Source organism: Streptomyces sp. NPDC001100, from assembly GCF_053598575.1.
On sequence record NZ_JBSFKO010000014.1, the window covers coordinates 100,405 to 117,073 of the forward strand.

Below are 16,669 nucleotides of genomic sequence, written 5' to 3' on the forward strand. Positions count from 1 at the left end.
TGTCAGGACCTCCGCATCAGCAGGTCCCGCAGTTCGCGGGTGTGGCGGCGGCTGACCTGGAGTTCCTCGCCGCCCACCAGGACGCTCACCGTGCCCGCGTCCAGGCGGAGTTCGCCGATGTGGCGCAGGGCGACGAGGTGACGGCGGTGGATGCGGACGAAGCCGCGCGAGCGCCAGCGGTCCTCCAGGGTGGAGACCGGGATGCGGACGAGGTGGCTGCCGCGGTCGGTGTGGAGCCGGGCGTAGTCGCCCTGGGCCTCGACGTGGGTGATGTCGTCGACGGCCACGAAGCGGGTGACGCCGCCGAGTTCGACGGCTATGTGGTCGGGATCGGGTTCGTGCACGGGTATCCGCGGTGCGGCGCCGCCGAGTTCGGCGGCCCGGCGCACGGCCTCCGCGAGCCGTTCCTTGCGGACGGGCTTGAGGACGTAGTCGACTGCCTTGAGATCGAAGGCCTGTACGGCGAAGTCCTCGTGCGCGGTGACGAACACGACGAGCGGCGGCTGCGCGAACCCCGTCAGCAGCCGTGCCAGGTCCAGCCCGTCGAGGCCGGGCATCTGGATGTCGAGGAACACGACGTCGATGGCCTCGGGTCCGCCCGGGCCGGACTCCAGGGCGCGGTTGATGCGCCGCAGCGCCTCGGTCGCGTCGCCCGCGCCCTCCGCGCTGCCGATGCGTGGATCGGCGTTCAGCAGATAGAGCAACTCCTCCAGCGAGGGGCGTTCGTCGTCGACGGCGAGGGCGCGCAGCATGAACGTGGAGTGTAGGAGGAATTCGTACGCCTGGACATGTACCCGGCGTGGACGTCCCCGCTGGATACAGTGCCGACATGAACAGCAGGACCACCCCGTTCGACGAGCTCGACCGGAAGATCATCAACGCGCTGATGGCGAACGCCAGGACCAGCTTCGCCGAGATCGGCGCGGCGATCGGGCTGTCCGCGACGGCCGTGAAGCGGCGGGTGGACCGGCTGCGGGAGACGGGTGTGATCACCGGGTTCACGGCGACCGTACGGCCGTCCGCGCTGGGGTGGCGCACGGAGGCGTACGTGGAGGTGTACTGCGAGGGCGCCGCGCCCCCCAGGCGGCTCGCGGAGGTGGTGCGCAACCATCCGGAGATCACCGCGGCGATGACCGTGACCGGTGGCGCGGACGCGCTGCTGCATGTGCGGGCCACCGATGTGGATCACTTCGAGGAGGTGCTGGAGCGGATCCGGCAGGAGCCGTTCATCCGGAAGACGATCAGTGTGATGGTGCTGTCCCACCTCCTCCCGGAAAGCCCGGAAGCGGGCGCCACCCACCCCGCCCCGGGCGACGCATCAGACCTGCGCTGACCCCGCCCAAGACGCAGCATTCCTGCGCAGACACGCAGCCTTCATCGCTTGTCGCGCGTATTGGTCTCTTCCTACCGTGGTGTCAACCCCCAGTCGACATCACAGGAAGCGGAGGAACCCCTCTGTGCCCGAGACCCGTGTGCGGCGCCGGCGGCGCTTTCTCGTCTGCGAACCCAGACACTTCGCCGTGCAGTACGCGATCAACCCCTGGATGCATCCCGACCACAAGGTCGACGTCGATCTCGCCCAGGAGCAGTGGCGAACACTGATCGACACCTACCGCGAGCACGGCCACACCGTCGACACCGTGCCCCCGGCCCCCGGCCTCCCGGACATGGTGTTCGCCGCGAACTCGGCGGTCGTCGTCGAGGGCCGCGTCTTCGGCTCCCTCTTCCACGCACCCGAGCGGCGCCCCGAGTCCGACCACTACGACATGTGGTTCAAGGCGGCCGGCTACGACGTGTACCGCCCCGAGTCGGTCAGCGAGGGCGAGGGCGACCTGATCCCGACCGGCCGTTATCTGCTGGCCGGCACCGGGTTCCGTACGACCCGCGAGGCCCATCGCGAGGTGCAGGAGTTCTTCGGCGTCCCGGTGATCAGCCTGACGCTGGTTGACCCGTACTTCTACCACCTGGACACGGCGCTGTTCGTCCTCGACGAGGACAACATCTGCTACTACCCGGAGGCGTTCTCGCCGGGCAGCCGCGAGGTGCTCGCGCGGCTGTTCCCGGACGCGGTGCTCGCGACCCGTGAGGACGCGATGACGTTCGGCCTCAACTCCGTCTCCGACGGCCTGCACGTCTTCATCGCGCCCCAGGCCGAGGCGCTGGCCGCGCGCCTCGCCGAACGCGGCTACGTCCCCGTCCCCGTCGACCTGTCGGAGTTCCACAAAGCCGGCGGCGGCATCAAGTGCTGCACCCAGGAGATCCGCTCATGACCGCACCCGCCAGCGCCCGTACGTCCGCCGACCTCATCCGTGCCGAGGAGCCGGTCCTCGCGCACAACTACCACCCGCTGCCCGTGGTCGTCGCCCGCGCCGAGGGCACCTGGGTGGAGGACGTCGAGGGCCGCCGCTACCTCGACATGCTCGCGGGCTACTCGGCCCTCAACTTCGGCCACCGCCACCCCGCGCTGATCGAGGCGGCCCACCGCCAGCTCGACCAGCTGACGCTCACCTCCCGCGCCTTCCACAACGACCGCCTTGCCGAATTCGCCGAGCGGCTCGCGGAGTTGACCGGCCTCGACATGGTGCTCCCGATGAACACGGGCGCGGAGGCGGTCGAGAGCGGCATCAAGGTGGCCCGCAAATGGGCCTACGACGTGAAGGGCGTCCCCGCCGACCGCGCCACCATCGTCGTCGCGGCGGAGAACTTCCACGGCCGTACGACGACGATCGTCAGCTTCTCCACCGACGAGACGGCGCGGGCGGGCTTCGGCCCCTTCACGCCGGGCTTCCGGATCGTGCCGTACAACGACCTCGCGGCAATGGAGGCGGCGGTCGACGAGACGACGGCGGCGGTGCTGATCGAGCCCATCCAGGGCGAGGCCGGAGTCATCATCCCTGACGCGGGCTATCTGGCCGGTGTCCGCGAACTCACCACCCGCAAGGGCTGCTTGTTCATCGCGGACGAGATCCAGTCGGGCCTCGGCCGCACCGGCCGCACGCTCGCCGTCGAGCACGAGGATGTCGTCCCGGACGTGCTGCTGCTCGGCAAGGCGCTCGGCGGGGGCATCGTGCCGGTGTCGGCGGTGGTCGCGCGGCGCGAGGTGCTGGGGGTGCTGCACCCGGGCGAGCACGGTTCGACATTCGGCGGGAACCCGCTCGCCGCGGCGGTCGGCACGGCGGTCGTCGAACTCCTGGAGACCGGTGAATTCCAGCGCAGGGCGGCCGAGTTGGGCGTGGTCCTGCGGGACGGTCTGACCGAGCTGGTCGGCAAGGGTGTCGTCGGGTTCCGCTCCCGCGGCCTCTGGGCGGGCGTCGACGTCGACCCGGCCATCGGCACCGGCCGTGAGATCAGTGAACGCCTCATGCGTGAGGGCGTGTTGGCCAAGGACACCCACGGCTCCACGATCCGGCTGGCCCCGCCGCTGACCATCACGGCGGACGAACTCCGGTCCGCCGTGGGTGCGTTGGAGAGGGTCCTGACGCAAGGGGCGTGAGGTGACGGGTGGTTGGGCCGGCGCTCGGGCGCCGGCCCAGCTACTGCTCGCCCGTGGGAGCGACGGCGTCGGCGAGGGCGGCCTGGGCCAGCAGTCGACGCGCCAGGTCGCGGGCCTCGTCCACGGTCAGGGAGGCCCAGAGCCCGGGCTCGCCGCGCACGACGGGGCCCACGTCCAGGGTGACCCGGGTGATCGGCCGCTCGGGGAGCGCCAGCAGCAGTCGCTTCACCGCGACCTGCCGACCGCAGGTGGTCACCAAGGGCGCTTCACCCGACGGCGGGAGCGGCTCCTGCCCTGACCGAATCATCTCGTCCACGACCCTTCTCTGAATATCCGGCGAGGTATCAGGAGCAGCACGGAACGGGCCCGGGTTGTTCCCGACCCGGGCGAGGCGGCCGTAGCGCACCGTGTTCGCCCGTACGGCGGACGGTGGCGCTCGCGGACAGCAGGGTGAACCCCGGGCGAATTCTCGCCCGCCCTCCGGTCAGAACAGGGTCAAGGGAGGCGGTGGGGTCGGTGGCGCCCTCATAAGATCGCGGGTACCGCCACCTTTCGTACGACTGCCCCTGGAGGCCCGGCGTGCCCGGAACCGCGCGCGGCGCCGAAGCCGAAGCAGAGCCCGCTCCCGCCGCCGGACATCGCCGTACCGTCCTGCTCGCGGCCGGCGCCCTGGTCGTCGTCGCGGCCGTCGTGGCCGGTGTGCTGACCCAGCGGGGGTCCGGCTCGGGCGGGAAGACCGCCGTCGCCGCCGACGGCCTGCCGCACACCACCGTCGAGGTCGCGACCTCCGGCTGCGGGACCGGCTGGACGCACCCGCAGGCCGGCCATCAGGTCTTCGAGCTGCGCAACACGTCGAGCACGGTGGCCGAGGTGTATCTGACCGACCCGACGACCGGCGCGGTCTACGGCGAGGTCGAGGGGCTCGCGCCGGGGACGGTTCGGCCGCTCGGGGTGACCCTGGGCAACGGTTCGTACGCCTTCAAGTGTCTGCCCGACGACGCCGACGCCGTGACCGGGCCGACCGTGCGGATCACCGGCTCGAAGGTGAGGAGCGGACCGGCCGCCGTCCCGGTCACCCAGCAGGAACTCATCCCGCCCACACTCGGCTACCAGAAGTGGATTCAGTCCCGGACCGTCGAACTGGCCCGGAAGACCGACGTGTTGAGGTCCGCAGTGGATCGCGGTGATCTCGCGGCGGCCCGCACGGCATGGCTGCCCGCGCATCTCGTCTACGAGCGGATGGGGGCCGCCTACGGCACGTTCGGCGACTCCGACGGGGCGATCAACGGCACCACGGCCGGGCTCTCGGGCGGGGTGCGCGACGCCGGGTTCACCGGGTTCCACCGGGTCGAGTACGGGCTGTGGCACGGCGAGCCGGCGAGCGGGCTGCGCGGTCCCGCCGACCGACTCGCCAAGGACGTCCACGCGTTGGAGAGCAGCTGGCCCTCCCAGCGGATGGACCCGTCCGACACCGGACTGCGCGCGCACGAAATCCTGGAGAACACCGTGCAGTTCGAGCTGACCGGCCGCACCGACTACGGCAGCGGCACCAACCTGGCCACCGCCCGCGCCAACCTCGACGGCACGCGCGTACTGCTCGGATACCTGAGCCCGCTGCTGAAGACCCGGGACACGGGCTACGCCGAACTCGGCGACTGGATGGACCGGGCCCAGCACACCCTGGACGGCTTCGACCACTCCGGGAAGTGGACGCCCCTGGCTCAACTCATGCGTCCGCAAAGGGAGAAGGTCGACTCCGACCTCGGTGGACTGGTGGAGCGGCTGGCCGACGTGGCGGCCCTCACGGACGTACGGAGGACCGCGTGAAGCGCGGACACGAGGTGGGCCGCCGGGGTTTCCTGGCGAGCGCGGCGGCCGTGGCCGGTGCCGGCCTGGTCGCCGCCGACCGGGGAACGGCGTCGGCCGCCGCCGCGGAGAGCGGTGCGCGCGTGCCCTTCCACGGGCTCCACCAGGCGGGGATCATCACCCCCGCGCAGCGCGCCACCGCGTTCGTCTCCTTCGACACCACCGCCGAGAACCGGGCCGAACTCACCGACCTCCTACGGACGTTGACCGACCGGGCGCGTTTCCTGACCTCCGGCGGCAGCCCGGAGGACCTGGGCATCACCGCCCCGCCCGCCGACTCCGGCACCCTGGGCCCCGACCTCCCGGCCGACCGGCTGAGCGTCACGGTCGGCGTCGGCGCCTCGCTCTTCGACGACCGCTACGGGCTCGCGAAGCGCGTACCCCGCCGACTGACCACGATGCCCGCGTTCCCCGACGACGACCTCGACTCCGCGTGGTGCCACGGCGATCTGAGCGTGCAGTTCTGCGCCGACACCTCCGACACCGTGCTGCACGCCCTGCGCGATGTCACCCGGCACACCCGTGGCGGTATGCAGGTGCGGTGGCGGACGGACGGGTTCGTCAGCCCGCCGCGCCCCTCGGGCACCCCGCGCAACCACCTCGGCTTCAAGGACGGCATCGCCAACCCGGAGGTGACCGACGCCCGCGCGATGAACGACCTCGTGTGGGTGGGGGCCGGCAGCGGCGAACCGGCGTGGACGACCGGTGGCAGCTATCAAGTCGTACGGCTGATCAGGATGCTGGTGGAGTTCTGGGACCGGGTCTCCCTCACCGAGCAGGAGCGGATGTTCGGCCGCGCCCGGGACACCGGCGCACCGCTGGACGGGCGGCACGAGAAGGACACCCCGAACTACGCGCAGGACCCGCAGGGCGATGTGATCCCGCTCGACAGCCACATCCGGCTCGCCAACCCGCGCACCACGCAGAGCGCGGACCAGCGCATCCTGCGCCGCGGCTACAACTACGACCGGGGCATGGACAGCAACGGCAACCTAGACATGGGCCTGCTGTTCTGCTGCTACCAGCAGGACCTCGCCCGGCAGTTCGAGACCGTACAGAAGCGGCTGGCCGGTGAACCGCTGGTCGACTACGTCTCGCCGTACGGCGGCGGCTACTTCTTCGTGCTGCCCGGGGCCCGCGACAGCGCCGACTGGCTCGGCCGCACCCTGCTGACCTGAGAGCACGGTCAAGACCAGACCAACAGACCATGAGAAATTCCTGACCGGGCGTTCGCTCGCGCGTCATTGCTCCTCCCCCGCCCCGCCGTCACCATTGCCCAGGCTACGGCCGTAGGCGTCACGGCCAAGGGTGGCGTGGCACGCGAGAACAGTGCTCCCGGAAGGCGAGACAGCATGATCGGCACAGGAAGAATCCCAGGCGGGCGGCGCGGACTGACCCGCGTGGGCGCCCTGCTCGGCGCGGCGGCGCTGGCCACGGCGGGCGGGGTCGTGCCCGCGGCGGCGAGCTCCGGCGGCCACCAGCCCTCCGGCAGCACGCACACGGCCACCCCGATCAAGCACGTGGTGGTGCTCTACGACGAGAACATCTCGTTCGACCACTACTTCGCCACCTACCCGAAGGCCGCCAACACGGACGGCACGAAGTTCAAGGCCGCGGCCCGCACGCCGAAGGCCGACAACCTGCTCAACGCCGGGCTGCTGAAGAAGAACCCGAACCTCTACACGCCCACCCGGCTGAGCAGTTCGCAGGTGATGACCTGCGACCAGAACCACTCCTACGGCCCCGAGCAGTACGCGGCCGACGGCGGCAAGGCCGACAAGTACGTCGAGAACACCGAGGTCAACAAGTGCACCGGCCTGTTCGGTGAACCCGGTCTGGTGATGGACTACTACGACGGCAACACCGTCACGGGCCTGTGGAACTACGCCCAGCAGTTCGCGCTGAACGACCACTCCTTCAGCTCGACCTTCGGACCCTCCACGCCCGGCGCGCTGAACCTGGTCTCCGGTCAGACGCACGGCGTGATCTCGGTCGACCCTGCCTCCGGCACCGAGAACCCGAAGCAGACGACGACCCCGGACCCGTACGCCGTGGTCTCCCCGAACGCCAAGGGTGTCGGCACGGTCGTCAACGACCCCGACCCGGCCTTCGACGACTGCTCGGACAAGGACCACACCTCGACCAGCGCGCTCGCCGAGATGCAGGGCAAGAACATCGGTGACCTGCTCAACAACAAGGGCGTGACCTGGGGCTGGTTCCAGGGCGGCTTCCGGCCCAGCACCGCCTGGGACGGCAAAAGCGGCGACTACGCCAAGTGCGCGGGCACCACGCACACCAACGTGGGCGGCGCGGCCTCCGAGGACTACAGCCCGCACCACTCGCCGTTCGAGTACTACAGGTCGACGTCCAACCCGCACCACCTGGCGCCGAAGTCGGTGGCCGAGATCGGCCACAACGGCCGGGCGAACCACAACTACGACCTGACGGACTTCGACGCGGCGCTGAAGGCGAACCACCTTCCCGCAGTGAGCTTCCTGAAGGCGGCCGAGTACCAGGACGGGCACGCCGGCTACTCGGACCCGGCCGACGAGCAGAACTTCCTGATCAAGGAGATCAACGCGATCCAGAAGTCGCCGGAGTGGAAGTCGACGGCGGTCGTCATCGCCTACGACGACTCCGACGGCTGGTACGACCACGTGACCTCCAAGGTGCTCAACGGCTCCAAGGACTCCACGGTCGGCTCCAACGGCAAGGCCACCGACAGCCCGGCCTGCCAGGCCGGTCCGGCGGCGAAGGGCGGCTACGCGGACCGCTGCGGCCCGGGCACCCGGCAGCCGCTGCTGGTCGTCTCGCCGTACAGCAAGGTCAACAAGATCGACCACACGCCGACCGAGCAGGCGTCGATCACCCAGTTCATCGAGGACAACTGGCACACCGGCCGGATCGGTGACGCGTCCTTCGACCAGCGGGCCGGCACCCTCTCCGGGATGTTCGACTTCAAGCACCCGAACGACAAGCAGGTGCTGCTGAACACGAACGGCTCAGTGCAGTCGGTCAAGCGGATCCCGCACTACTCCCAGATCTCGTCGACGGCCTCCACGGCTCCGTACCCGGCGTACGTCCAGGACCTGAAGGCCCAGAACGTCGCCGCCAGCGGTACCGCCTCCAACACGCCGGTGATCGCGATCGGCGCGGGTCTGGTCACCGCCGCGGGCGCGACCACCGCGTTCGCGCTGTACCGCCGCAGGGCGCGCACCGCGTCCGTGTAAGTCCCGGCGGACCGGGGGCAGTTCCGTCCCGAGGGCGGCGAGGGGTTCCTTCTCGCCGCCCTCGGCCGTGTCCGCGGCGCGCTGATCGCCACCGGTTCCACGCGGCGCCGCCTGCGCCTACACTGGCACCCCACGAGAGACCGGGTGACCTGCGAGAACAGATCGGTCGAGCCGACCCGCCGGAGTGAGGAGCGACCCCCCTTGTTCTACTATGTCCTGAAATACGTGATTCTGGGTCCCTTGCTCAGACTGGTCTTCAGGCCCCGCATCGAGGGCCTCGACCACATACCGGAGGCGGGCCCCGCGATCGTCGCGGGCAACCATCTCTCGTTCTCCGACCACTTCCTGATGCCCGCGGTCCTCAAGCGCCGGATCACCTTCCTGGCCAAGGCCGAGTACTTCACCGGCCCCGGCATCAGGGGCCGCCTCACCGCAACCTTCTTCCGCAGCGCGGGCCAGATCCCGGTCGACCGCTCCGGCAAGGAGGCGGGCCAGGCCGCGATCCGCGAGGGCCTCGGCGTCCTCAGCAAGGGCGAGCTGCTCGGCATCTACCCGGAGGGCACCCGCTCCCACGACGGCCGCCTCTACAAGGGCAAGGTCGGCGTCGCGGTCATGGCCCTGAAGGCCCAGGTGCCCGTCATCCCCTGCGCGATGATCGGCACCTTCGAGGCCCAGCCGCCCGGCAAGGTCATCCCGAACATCCACCCGGTGACCATCCGCTTCGGCAAGCCCCTCGACTTCTCCCGCTACGCCGGCATGGAGAACGAGAAGGCCATCCTGCGCGCCATCACCGACGAGATCATGTACGCGATCCTGATGCTCTCCGAGCAGGAGTACGTCGACCAGTACGCGGCCGTCGTCAAGGCGGAACAGGCGGCCGCCGCAAAGGAACGCAAGTTCCCTCGCCTGCCGCTGAGTTGAGGGTCCGCACGCGGAAGACATGACGAGGGGCGGCCGGTTGAGAACCGGCCGCCCCAAGTCGTGTACGACTGCTGCTCGTTACGGCACCGGCGTCGCGTGCGGGGTGCACGTCACGTCGGCGGCGTCCAGCTTGCCGGTGAGGAGGTAGGTGTCCACCCGGCTGTTGATGCACGGGTTGACCAGACCGGTCACACCGTGGGAGCCCGCGTCCTTCTCGGTGATCAGACGGGAGCCCTTGAAGCGCTGGTGCAGGACGACGGCACCCTCGTACGGAGTGGCGGCGTCACGCTGCGACTGCACGATGAGCACCGGCGGCAGACCCTTGCCGGTCCTGACCTCGACCGGGGACTGCTGCTTCACGGGCCAGGTGGCGCACGGCAGGTTCATCCAGGCGTTGGACCAGGTCAGGAACGGGTACTTCTTGTTGAGCGCCGTGTTGTCCTTGTCCCACTTCGCCCAGCTGGTGGGCCACTTGGCGTCGGTGCACTCGACGGCCGTGTAGACGGCGTTGCCGTTCTCCGAGGTGATGTTGCCCGCGGTGTCCGACATGTCGGGCGAGGCCGCGTCGATCAGCGGCTGGGGGTCACCGGCGAAGTACTTGCTGAACGCGGTGGCGACCGGCACCCACGAGGAGTCGTAGTACGGGGCGCCCTGGAAGAAGCCGAGCAGCTCGGCCGGACCGACGACCCCGCCGAGCGGGCTCTTCTTGGCGGTGGCGCGCAGCTGCAGCCACTTGGCCTGTACGGCGTCGCGGGTGGTCCCCAGGTGGAAGGCCGCGTCGTTCTTCGCGACCCAGTCCTCCCAGTCCTTCCAGCGACCCTCGAAGGCGACGTCCTGGCCGAGGTTGGCCTCGTACCAGATGTTGTCGCGCGCCGGGTTGACGACGCTGTCGACGATCATCCGGCGGACGTGCGACGGGAACAGGGTGCCGTAGACGGCGCCGAGGTAGGTGCCGTAGGAGACGCCCAGGTAGTTGAGCTTCTTCTCGCCGAGGGCGGCGCGGATGACGTCCAGGTCGCGCGCGGTGTTCGGCGTGGTCATCTGCGCGAGCATGGTGCGGCCGGTGCGCTCGGCGCAGCCGTCCGCGTACTCACGGGCCAGCTTGCGCTGCGCGTTCTTGTCGGCCGTGGAGTCCGGTACCGGGTCCGCCTTGGGCGCCTTCACGAACTCCTGCGGGTCGATGCAGGAGATGGGCGCCGAGTGGCCGACACCGCGCGGGTCGAAGCCCACGAAGTCGTACGCCTTGGACGTGTTGACCCACAGCGGGTTCTTGGTGGTGACCCGGCGCGGGAAGCGCATTCCGGAGCCACCCGGGCCGCCGGGGTTGTAGACGAGCGCGCCCTGGCGCTCCTCCTTCGTGCCCGTGCTGCCGATGCGGTCGACGGCCAGCTTGATCGTCTTGCCGTTGGGCTTCGTGTAGTCGATCGGCACGGTGACCCAGCCGCACTGGATCGGCTTCTCGAAACCCCAGTCGGCGGGACAGTCCTGCCAGTCGATCCCGGCCTTCGCGGCGCGGGCGGCGGCGAGCGCGGCACCCTTGGCCGCACTGTCCTGCCCGTGGCTTGCCGCCTGGTTGGTCTGCGCGTTGGCCGTGGGCGCCGCCACGGCGCCGGCTATCAGAGCCGCCGCGGCGAACCCGGCCGAGCCGAACGCCGTGACGCGGCTCCTCGGTCTGATGAACCTCAAGTGGGCCCCTCCCCGTACTTAGTTGCGAAATGGTCTCGGGGGATCCTCCCGGCTGTGAGGTGTCTGAGGACAGAGGCTGTTGACCTTCTTTACCAATCCGATAAGCGGAAACTCACGTACCGCTCAGCGGATACTCACCCGAGGGACACCAAGGCCTCGTCCAGCACCCGCCGCAACCGCAGCCCGTCGGCCGCGACGGCCGTCACCAGCACGGCAGGCCCGGCCAGCGGCGCCAGCGCCGCGCACTCGCCCAGCATCCGCGCCGCGGGCGGCTCCCGGGTGAACTCCGGCCGTACGACGACGAGTTGCCCCACCGCGCGATGCCCCGCGAGGACGGCGGGCCCGTCCCAGCCGCCCGGCGCTCCGGGACCGCAGGCCAACTCCTGATCCAGCACGGCCCGTCCGGCGATCCGCAGCGTGAGCCGGCTGGTGAGCCGCCCGGACTCCTCACCGACCCGCCCGAGCACCTGCTCCTCGCGCAGGACGAGCCGGGCGGAGCCGGCGAGGTCGACGCGGGTGGTGACTCTAAGGTCGCTGCCGCACACGGAGATCAACTGCTCGGGCAGCCAGTGCAGTTCACCGTCCTCGTCGACCCTGAGCCGTACGTCGTACCGCGACTCCCCTTTCGCCTGCCCCGGCAGCGCGATGGTGGCGGCGGCCGACCCGACCCGCAGCCGCGCCCCGCTCTCCACATCGGCCTCGACGGCGAAGTGGTCCCCGCCCAGCGGCCCGCTCATCGCCCCGACGAGCATGACCCGGGCCTCGGAGCCGCTGGCGCGGGTCCGACGCAGCGCGAGCGGCCCATCGCCCTCCAGCACGGGAAGCGCGGTGCCGCCGCGCCCGTCCTCCCGGGCCACGATCCGCGCGGTGGCCCGAACGCCGGTCGCGATCACGCGGCCCACGCGGCGAGTTGCGCCCGCACCCAGGCGGCGACGTCCGTGACCCCCGCCTCGGTCCGCAACGACTGGAAGACAACGGGCAGTTCGGCCCGCTGCGCCTTCGCGTCGGCGGCCATCCGCCCGAGATCGGACCCCACGTACGGCGCGAGGTCGGTCTTGTTGACGACCAGCAGATCGGCGGTCGTCACCCCGGGCCCGCCCTTGCGCGGAATGTCGTCCCCGCCGGCGACGTCGATCACGAAGATCTGCGCGTCGACGAGCCCCTTGGAGAAGGTCGCGGTGAGATTGTCCCCGCCGGACTCGACGAGGATCAGATCCAACGGCCCGACCTCGTCCTCCAGGTCCTCCACGGCTTCGAGGTTGGCGGAGATGTCGTCCCGGATCGCCGTGTGCGGACAGGCCCCCGTCTCGACGGCGCTGATCCGCTCGGGCGGCAGCACGGCCTCCCGCAGCAGGAACTCGGCGTCCTCACGGGTGTAGATGTCGTTGGTGACGACGGCGAGGGAGAGTTCGTCGCGCAGGGCCCGGCAGAGCGCGGCCACGGTGGCGGTCTTACCGGAACCGACGGGCCCGCCGAGTCCGATACGTAGAGCACGACGGTTCCCGTCGGGGCGGTGAGCGTCTGCACTGACGGCGGCGGGGCCGTCGTGGGTGTGGTCGAGGTGCATGGGGCGGCTCCTTCTGGTTTCCTGCGGGGCTTTACGGGGTCTTGCAACGCCGGCCGGCACCATCCAGCCCGTCCGGCGTTTGAGGACGAGGCCGTCCAGGCCGACCCGGGGGGGTCCAGGGGGCGAAACCCCCTGACGGGGTCGAAGGGGCAGAGCCCCTGGTGACGGGACGGGTAGGGGCGGCGGGGGCGAGAAAGCCCCTACGACGCGAACAACCGCACAGCCCAAGCGGCATGCGCCTCCGCCCCGATCTCCAGCAACGGCGCAGACGCACAAGGCAGTTCATCGACACCGTGGTCCACCACACGCCCGGCCGCCTCCACCGCCCGATCGACGACAAGGTCCAGCTCCGGCGCCAACCGTGCCAGTACGGCCGTGGCGTCGAACGGATCAAGACTCAGCAACCGCACCGTCGCCGACGCGGGCCCACTCACACTCTCGTAGGCCGCACAGTACGCAGCGTCCTCAGCCCTCAGACCGGCCGCCCGAGCGACCAGCCCCAGCACGACCGGCTGATGCGCACCCTTCGGGAACTCCCGGGCCAGCGCGTCGAGTTCGGCGGACGGCCAGGTCGCCCGCGCGGCCCGCATCAACTGCCGCCCGAGCTTCCGCGCAGCGGTCCGCAACGCCGGCGACGGCGTCCGCGCATCGGCAGCCGCGTCCAACTCCACCGGATCGACACCGAGTACGGCCGCAGCGGCCAGCGAAGCGGACACGAGACCGGCCGTGTACAGCCGCCCCCGGCAGAAGTCGCCGAGGCTCGCCGCCCCGGTGACCCGCCCGGCCTTGACGGCCGCCTCCGCCCCGCCGGAGTGCGCGTGCCCGCCGGCGGGAAAACGCCCGTCGGCGAGGACCAGCAGCGCTCCCCTGCTCATCGCACCGCGCCCATCGAAAGGGCGCTCATCAGCGTGCTCATCAGAAGAGGAAGTACCGCTGGGCCATGGGCAGTTCGGCCGCCGGAGTCGCCTCGACGAGCTCCCCGTCGATGTGCACGGCGAAGCTGTCGGGGTCGACCTGGACGCGTGGCCGGGCGTCGTTCTCCCGCATGTCGGCCTTGGTGACCGCACGGGTGGACTCGATGGCCACGAACTTCTTGCCGAGGTCGAGCCGTTCCGGCAGCCCGTCCTCGATCGCCAACGGCGCGACGAAATTGAAGGAGTTGGAAGCGGGAGCCCGTCCGATCGCGCCGAACATCGGGCGCGGCAGGATCGGTTGCGGGGTCGGGATGGACGCGTTGGCGTCGCCCATCTGCGCGTAGGCGATCTGGCCGCCCTTGATGACGAGGTGCGGCTTGACGCCGAAGAACGCCGGTTCCCACAACACCAGGTCGGCGAGCTTGCCGCTCTCGACGGAGCCGATCTCGCGGGCGAGGCCCTGTGCGAGGGCGGGGTTGATCGTGTACTTGGCGATGTAGCGCCGTACGCGATGGTTGTCGGCCCGCCCGTCACCCGGCAGTGCTCCCCGCCGCCGCTTCATCACATGGGCCGTCTGCCAGGTCCGCATGACGACCTCGCCGACCCGGCCCATCGCCTGTGCGTCGGAGGAGATGATCGAGATGGCGCCGAGGTCGTGGAGGATGTCCTCGGCGCCGATGGTCGAGGGCCGGATGCGGGATTCGGCGAAGGCGAGGTCCTCGGGGACCGCCGGGTTGAGGTGGTGGCAGACCATCAGCATGTCGAGGTGTTCCTCGGCGGTGTTGACGGTGTAGGGCCGGGTCGGGTTGGTGGAGCTGGGCAGCACGTGCGGCTCGGAGACCACGGTCATGATGTCGGGCGCGTGCCCGCCGCCCGCGCCCTCGGTGTGGTAGGCGTGGATGCCGCGTCCGGCGATCGCGGCGAGGGTGTCGCCGACGAACCCGGCCTCGTTCAACGTGTCGGTGTGGATGGCGACTTGGACGCCCGTGCGGTCGGCGACGGTGAGCGAGGCGTCGATGACGGCGGGAGTCGAGCCCCAGTCCTCGTGCAGTTTCAGTCCCAGCGCTCCCCCGCGGATCTGGGACATCATCGCGTCGTGCGAGACGGTGTTGCCCTTGCCGAGGAAGCCGATGTTGAGCGGGTACTGCTCCATCGCCGCCATCATCCGGGCCAGATGCCAGGGGCCGGGCGTGACGGTGGTCGCCTTGGAACCCTCGGCCGGTCCGGTGCCGCCGCCGACCAGCGTGGTGACTCCGGCGGAGAGCGCCTCGTCGGCGATCTGCGGGCAGATGAAGTGGACGTGCGCGTCGACGGCACCGGCCGTGAGGATGCGGCCGTTGCCGGCGATGACCTCGGTCTCGGGGCCGATCACCAGGTCGGGATGGATGCCGTCCATGGTGTCGGGGTTTCCGGCCTTGCCGATGCCGGTGACGCGGCCGTCACGGATGCCGACGTCGGCCTTGACGATGCCCCAGTGGTCGACGATGACGGCACCGGTGATGACGGTGTCGGGGGTGCCTTCTGCGCGCGTAGCACGCGCCTGGCCCATCGACTCGCGGATGACCTTGCCGCCACCGAACACGGCCTCGTCACCGGCGAGTCCGGGACCGCCGGAACGGTCCTCCTCGATCTCGATGAACAGGTCGGTGTCGGCGAGCCGGATGCGGTCGCCGGTGGTCGGTCCGAAGAGGTCCGCGTACGCGGCGCGGGAGATCTCAGGCATCGAGGGCACCTCCGGTCTCCCCGCGCAGTCCGGGCACGACACGGGCGCCGACCAGCGGGACGAGTTCGACGTCGACGGGGATCCCCGGTTCGAAGCGCACGGCGGTGCCGGCGGCGACGTTGAGCCGCTTGCCGCGCGCGGCGGCGCGGTCGAACTCAAGGCCGGGGTTGGCCTCGGCGAAGTGGTAGTGGGAGCCGACCTGGACGGGCCGGTCGGCGGCGTTGAGGACGGTCATCGATGTGACCTCGCGGCCCGCGTTGTAGACGATCGGGTCGTCCGCGAACAGGATCTCGCCGGGAATCATCGAGGCCTCCTACACGATCGGGTCGTGGACGGTGACGAGCTTGGTGCCGTCCGGGAAGGTCGCCTCGACCTGCACGTCATGGATCATCTCGGGGATGCCCTCCATGACGTCGTCCCTGGTGAGCAGCTTGCGCCCGGAGGCCATCAGCTCGGCGACGGTCCGGCCGTCACGGGCGCCTTCGAGGATGTGCGACGTGATGAGGGCGACCGCCTCGGGATGGTTGAGCTTCAGACCACGGGCCCGCCGCTTCTCGGCGACGTCGGCCGCCACATGGATCAGCAGCCTCTCTTGCTCGTGCGGGGTCAGTTGCACGCTCCCACCTCACAGTCCTCGCTCCGGACCGTGCGGGGTCCGGCTGCCGCTTAAACGCTCCGCTCGGAGTGCGGGACGTCATCCGAAGGCCCGTCGTGGCTGGTCGCGCGGTTCCCCGCGCCCTTTCGGGGCGCTGCCGAACCACGGCGGACTTCGCCGGACCCGCTCAGCCCCCGGGGAAAAAATCCCTGGTGGCATGGATCGGCAGGCTAGTTGGACCGAGTTTCAAGCAAGTTAACCGAGCTGTGATCAGGACAATCACATCTACGCCCGTAGAGCCGTCGCTCGGCCGACCGCCTAGGAGGGGTTGGGCCCCCGGTGCTCCGCCGCGATGCCGAAGCGCTGGTGTTCGCGGGGAGCGGACGCGACCTCGCGGACGTGCGAGACGGCACTGATCACCTGGTCGTCGGCGTTCGCGTCCAGCTTGTCGAGTTCGTCGAGTCGCTCCAGGTCGGCGGCGGAGACCAGCGCGACAAGGGGCTTGCCGTGCCGTGTCACGACGACGCGCTCACCGCCGTACACCACGCGGTTGATCAGGTCGGCGAGCTCAGCCCTGGCTTGCGTCACCGGAATCTCGTAGGCCATACCCCTAAGCTTACGGCGCGTCCATCTGGTTCACCGTGGTCGGTGACGACATCAAAGTCCCAGGTCAG

General features: G+C 70.3%; 17 protein-coding genes. 7 read left to right on the forward strand and 10 right to left on the reverse strand.

What is annotated here, in order from left to right; genetic code table 11:
- Positions 1 to 2 precede the first annotated feature (2 nt).
- Positions 3 to 752 (reverse strand): LytR/AlgR family response regulator transcription factor, encoded by a 750-nt coding sequence (locus tag ACWDEW_RS21745; protein ID WP_019070929.1) that lies wholly within the window; start codon positions 750 to 752, stop codon positions 3 to 5.
- Positions 753 to 829: 77 nt separating this feature from the next.
- Here ACWDEW_RS21745 and ACWDEW_RS21750 point away from each other — a divergent pair, with 77 nt between their 5' ends.
- The 3 genes from ACWDEW_RS21750 to rocD all read left to right on the forward strand — a co-directional run bounded on the left by ACWDEW_RS21750 (position 830) and on the right by rocD (position 3,493).
- A complete protein-coding gene (locus tag ACWDEW_RS21750) occupies positions 830 to 1,333 on the forward strand; it encodes an Lrp/AsnC family transcriptional regulator (protein ID WP_362983075.1) in 504 nt (167 codons plus the stop codon).
- 124 nt (positions 1,334 to 1,457) lie between these two features.
- Positions 1,458 to 2,270 carry a dimethylargininase gene (gene ddaH, locus ACWDEW_RS21755; protein WP_450514601.1) on the forward strand — a complete coding sequence of 271 codons (813 nt, stop codon included), beginning with the start codon at positions 1,458 to 1,460 and terminating at the stop codon, positions 2,268 to 2,270.
- A complete protein-coding gene (gene rocD / locus ACWDEW_RS21760; RefSeq protein ID WP_450514602.1) occupies positions 2,267 to 3,493 on the forward strand; it encodes an ornithine--oxo-acid transaminase in 1,227 nt (408 codons plus the stop codon). Before ddaH ends, rocD begins: the two co-directional genes overlap by 4 nt.
- Positions 3,494 to 3,533: 40 nt before the next feature.
- Here the strand turns inward: rocD and ACWDEW_RS21765 are convergent, their stop codons facing one another.
- Positions 3,534 to 3,749 carry a hypothetical protein gene (locus ACWDEW_RS21765; protein ID WP_450514603.1) on the reverse strand — a complete coding sequence of 72 codons (216 nt, stop codon included), beginning with the start codon at positions 3,747 to 3,749 and terminating at the stop codon, positions 3,534 to 3,536.
- Between the two features lie 323 nt (positions 3,750 to 4,072).
- Here ACWDEW_RS21765 and ACWDEW_RS21770 point away from each other — a divergent pair, with 323 nt between their 5' ends.
- The 4 genes from ACWDEW_RS21770 (at position 4,073) to ACWDEW_RS21785 (ending at position 9,510) form a co-directional block, all read left to right on the forward strand.
- Complete coding sequence (locus ACWDEW_RS21770; protein WP_450514604.1) at positions 4,073 to 5,320, forward strand: EfeM/EfeO family lipoprotein; 1,248 nt, start codon at positions 4,073 to 4,075, stop codon at positions 5,318 to 5,320.
- Positions 5,317 to 6,537, forward strand: coding sequence for an iron uptake transporter deferrochelatase/peroxidase subunit (efeB, locus tag ACWDEW_RS21775; protein WP_450514605.1), 1,221 nt, complete (start codon positions 5,317 to 5,319; stop codon positions 6,535 to 6,537). Before ACWDEW_RS21770 ends, efeB begins: the two co-directional genes overlap by 4 nt.
- Positions 6,538 to 6,711: 174 nt before the next feature.
- Positions 6,712 to 8,589, forward strand: a complete 1,878-nt coding sequence (locus ACWDEW_RS21780; RefSeq protein WP_450514606.1) for a phospholipase C — start codon at positions 6,712 to 6,714, stop codon at positions 8,587 to 8,589.
- A gap of 201 nt (positions 8,590 to 8,790) precedes the next feature.
- Positions 8,791 to 9,510: a lysophospholipid acyltransferase family protein gene (locus tag ACWDEW_RS21785; protein WP_450514607.1), complete on the forward strand. Its 720-nt coding sequence runs from the start codon at positions 8,791 to 8,793 to the stop codon at positions 9,508 to 9,510.
- Between the two features lie 78 nt (positions 9,511 to 9,588).
- On the opposite strand, the gene ACWDEW_RS21790 is transcribed toward ACWDEW_RS21785, so the two are convergent.
- The 8 genes from ACWDEW_RS21790 to ACWDEW_RS21825 all read right to left on the reverse strand — a co-directional run bounded on the left by ACWDEW_RS21790 (position 9,589) and on the right by ACWDEW_RS21825 (position 16,601).
- Positions 9,589 to 11,196: an alpha/beta hydrolase gene (locus tag ACWDEW_RS21790; protein WP_450514608.1), complete on the reverse strand. Its 1,608-nt coding sequence runs from the start codon at positions 11,194 to 11,196 to the stop codon at positions 9,589 to 9,591.
- Between the two features lie 134 nt (positions 11,197 to 11,330).
- Positions 11,331 to 12,098, reverse strand: coding sequence for an urease accessory protein UreD (locus tag ACWDEW_RS21795; RefSeq protein ID WP_450514609.1), 768 nt, complete (start codon positions 12,096 to 12,098; stop codon positions 11,331 to 11,333).
- The gene (gene ureG, locus ACWDEW_RS21800) at positions 12,086 to 12,763 is read right to left on the reverse strand and encodes an urease accessory protein UreG (protein WP_450514610.1); all 678 of its coding nucleotides are present in this window, start codon (positions 12,761 to 12,763) and stop codon (positions 12,086 to 12,088) included. The genes ACWDEW_RS21795 and ureG overlap by 13 nt, the downstream gene beginning before the upstream one ends.
- 200 nt (positions 12,764 to 12,963) lie before the next feature.
- Complete coding sequence (locus ACWDEW_RS21805) at positions 12,964 to 13,638, reverse strand: urease accessory protein UreF (RefSeq protein WP_450514611.1); 675 nt, start codon at positions 13,636 to 13,638, stop codon at positions 12,964 to 12,966.
- A 40-nt stretch (positions 13,639 to 13,678) separates the two neighbouring features.
- Positions 13,679 to 15,400, reverse strand: coding sequence for an urease subunit alpha (locus tag ACWDEW_RS21810; RefSeq protein WP_450514612.1), 1,722 nt, complete (start codon positions 15,398 to 15,400; stop codon positions 13,679 to 13,681).
- Positions 15,393 to 15,704, reverse strand: coding sequence for an urease subunit beta (locus tag ACWDEW_RS21815; RefSeq protein WP_019070943.1), 312 nt, complete (start codon positions 15,702 to 15,704; stop codon positions 15,393 to 15,395). The genes ACWDEW_RS21810 and ACWDEW_RS21815 overlap by 8 nt, the downstream gene beginning before the upstream one ends.
- 9 nt (positions 15,705 to 15,713) lie before the next feature.
- Complete coding sequence (locus ACWDEW_RS21820; RefSeq protein WP_010355509.1) at positions 15,714 to 16,016, reverse strand: urease subunit gamma; 303 nt, start codon at positions 16,014 to 16,016, stop codon at positions 15,714 to 15,716.
- 297 nt (positions 16,017 to 16,313) lie between these two features.
- On the reverse strand, positions 16,314 to 16,601 hold the full coding sequence (locus ACWDEW_RS21825) for a type II toxin-antitoxin system Phd/YefM family antitoxin (protein ID WP_431249205.1): 288 nt from the start codon (positions 16,599 to 16,601) through the stop codon (positions 16,314 to 16,316).
- Between the last annotated feature and the right edge of the window lie 68 nt (positions 16,602 to 16,669).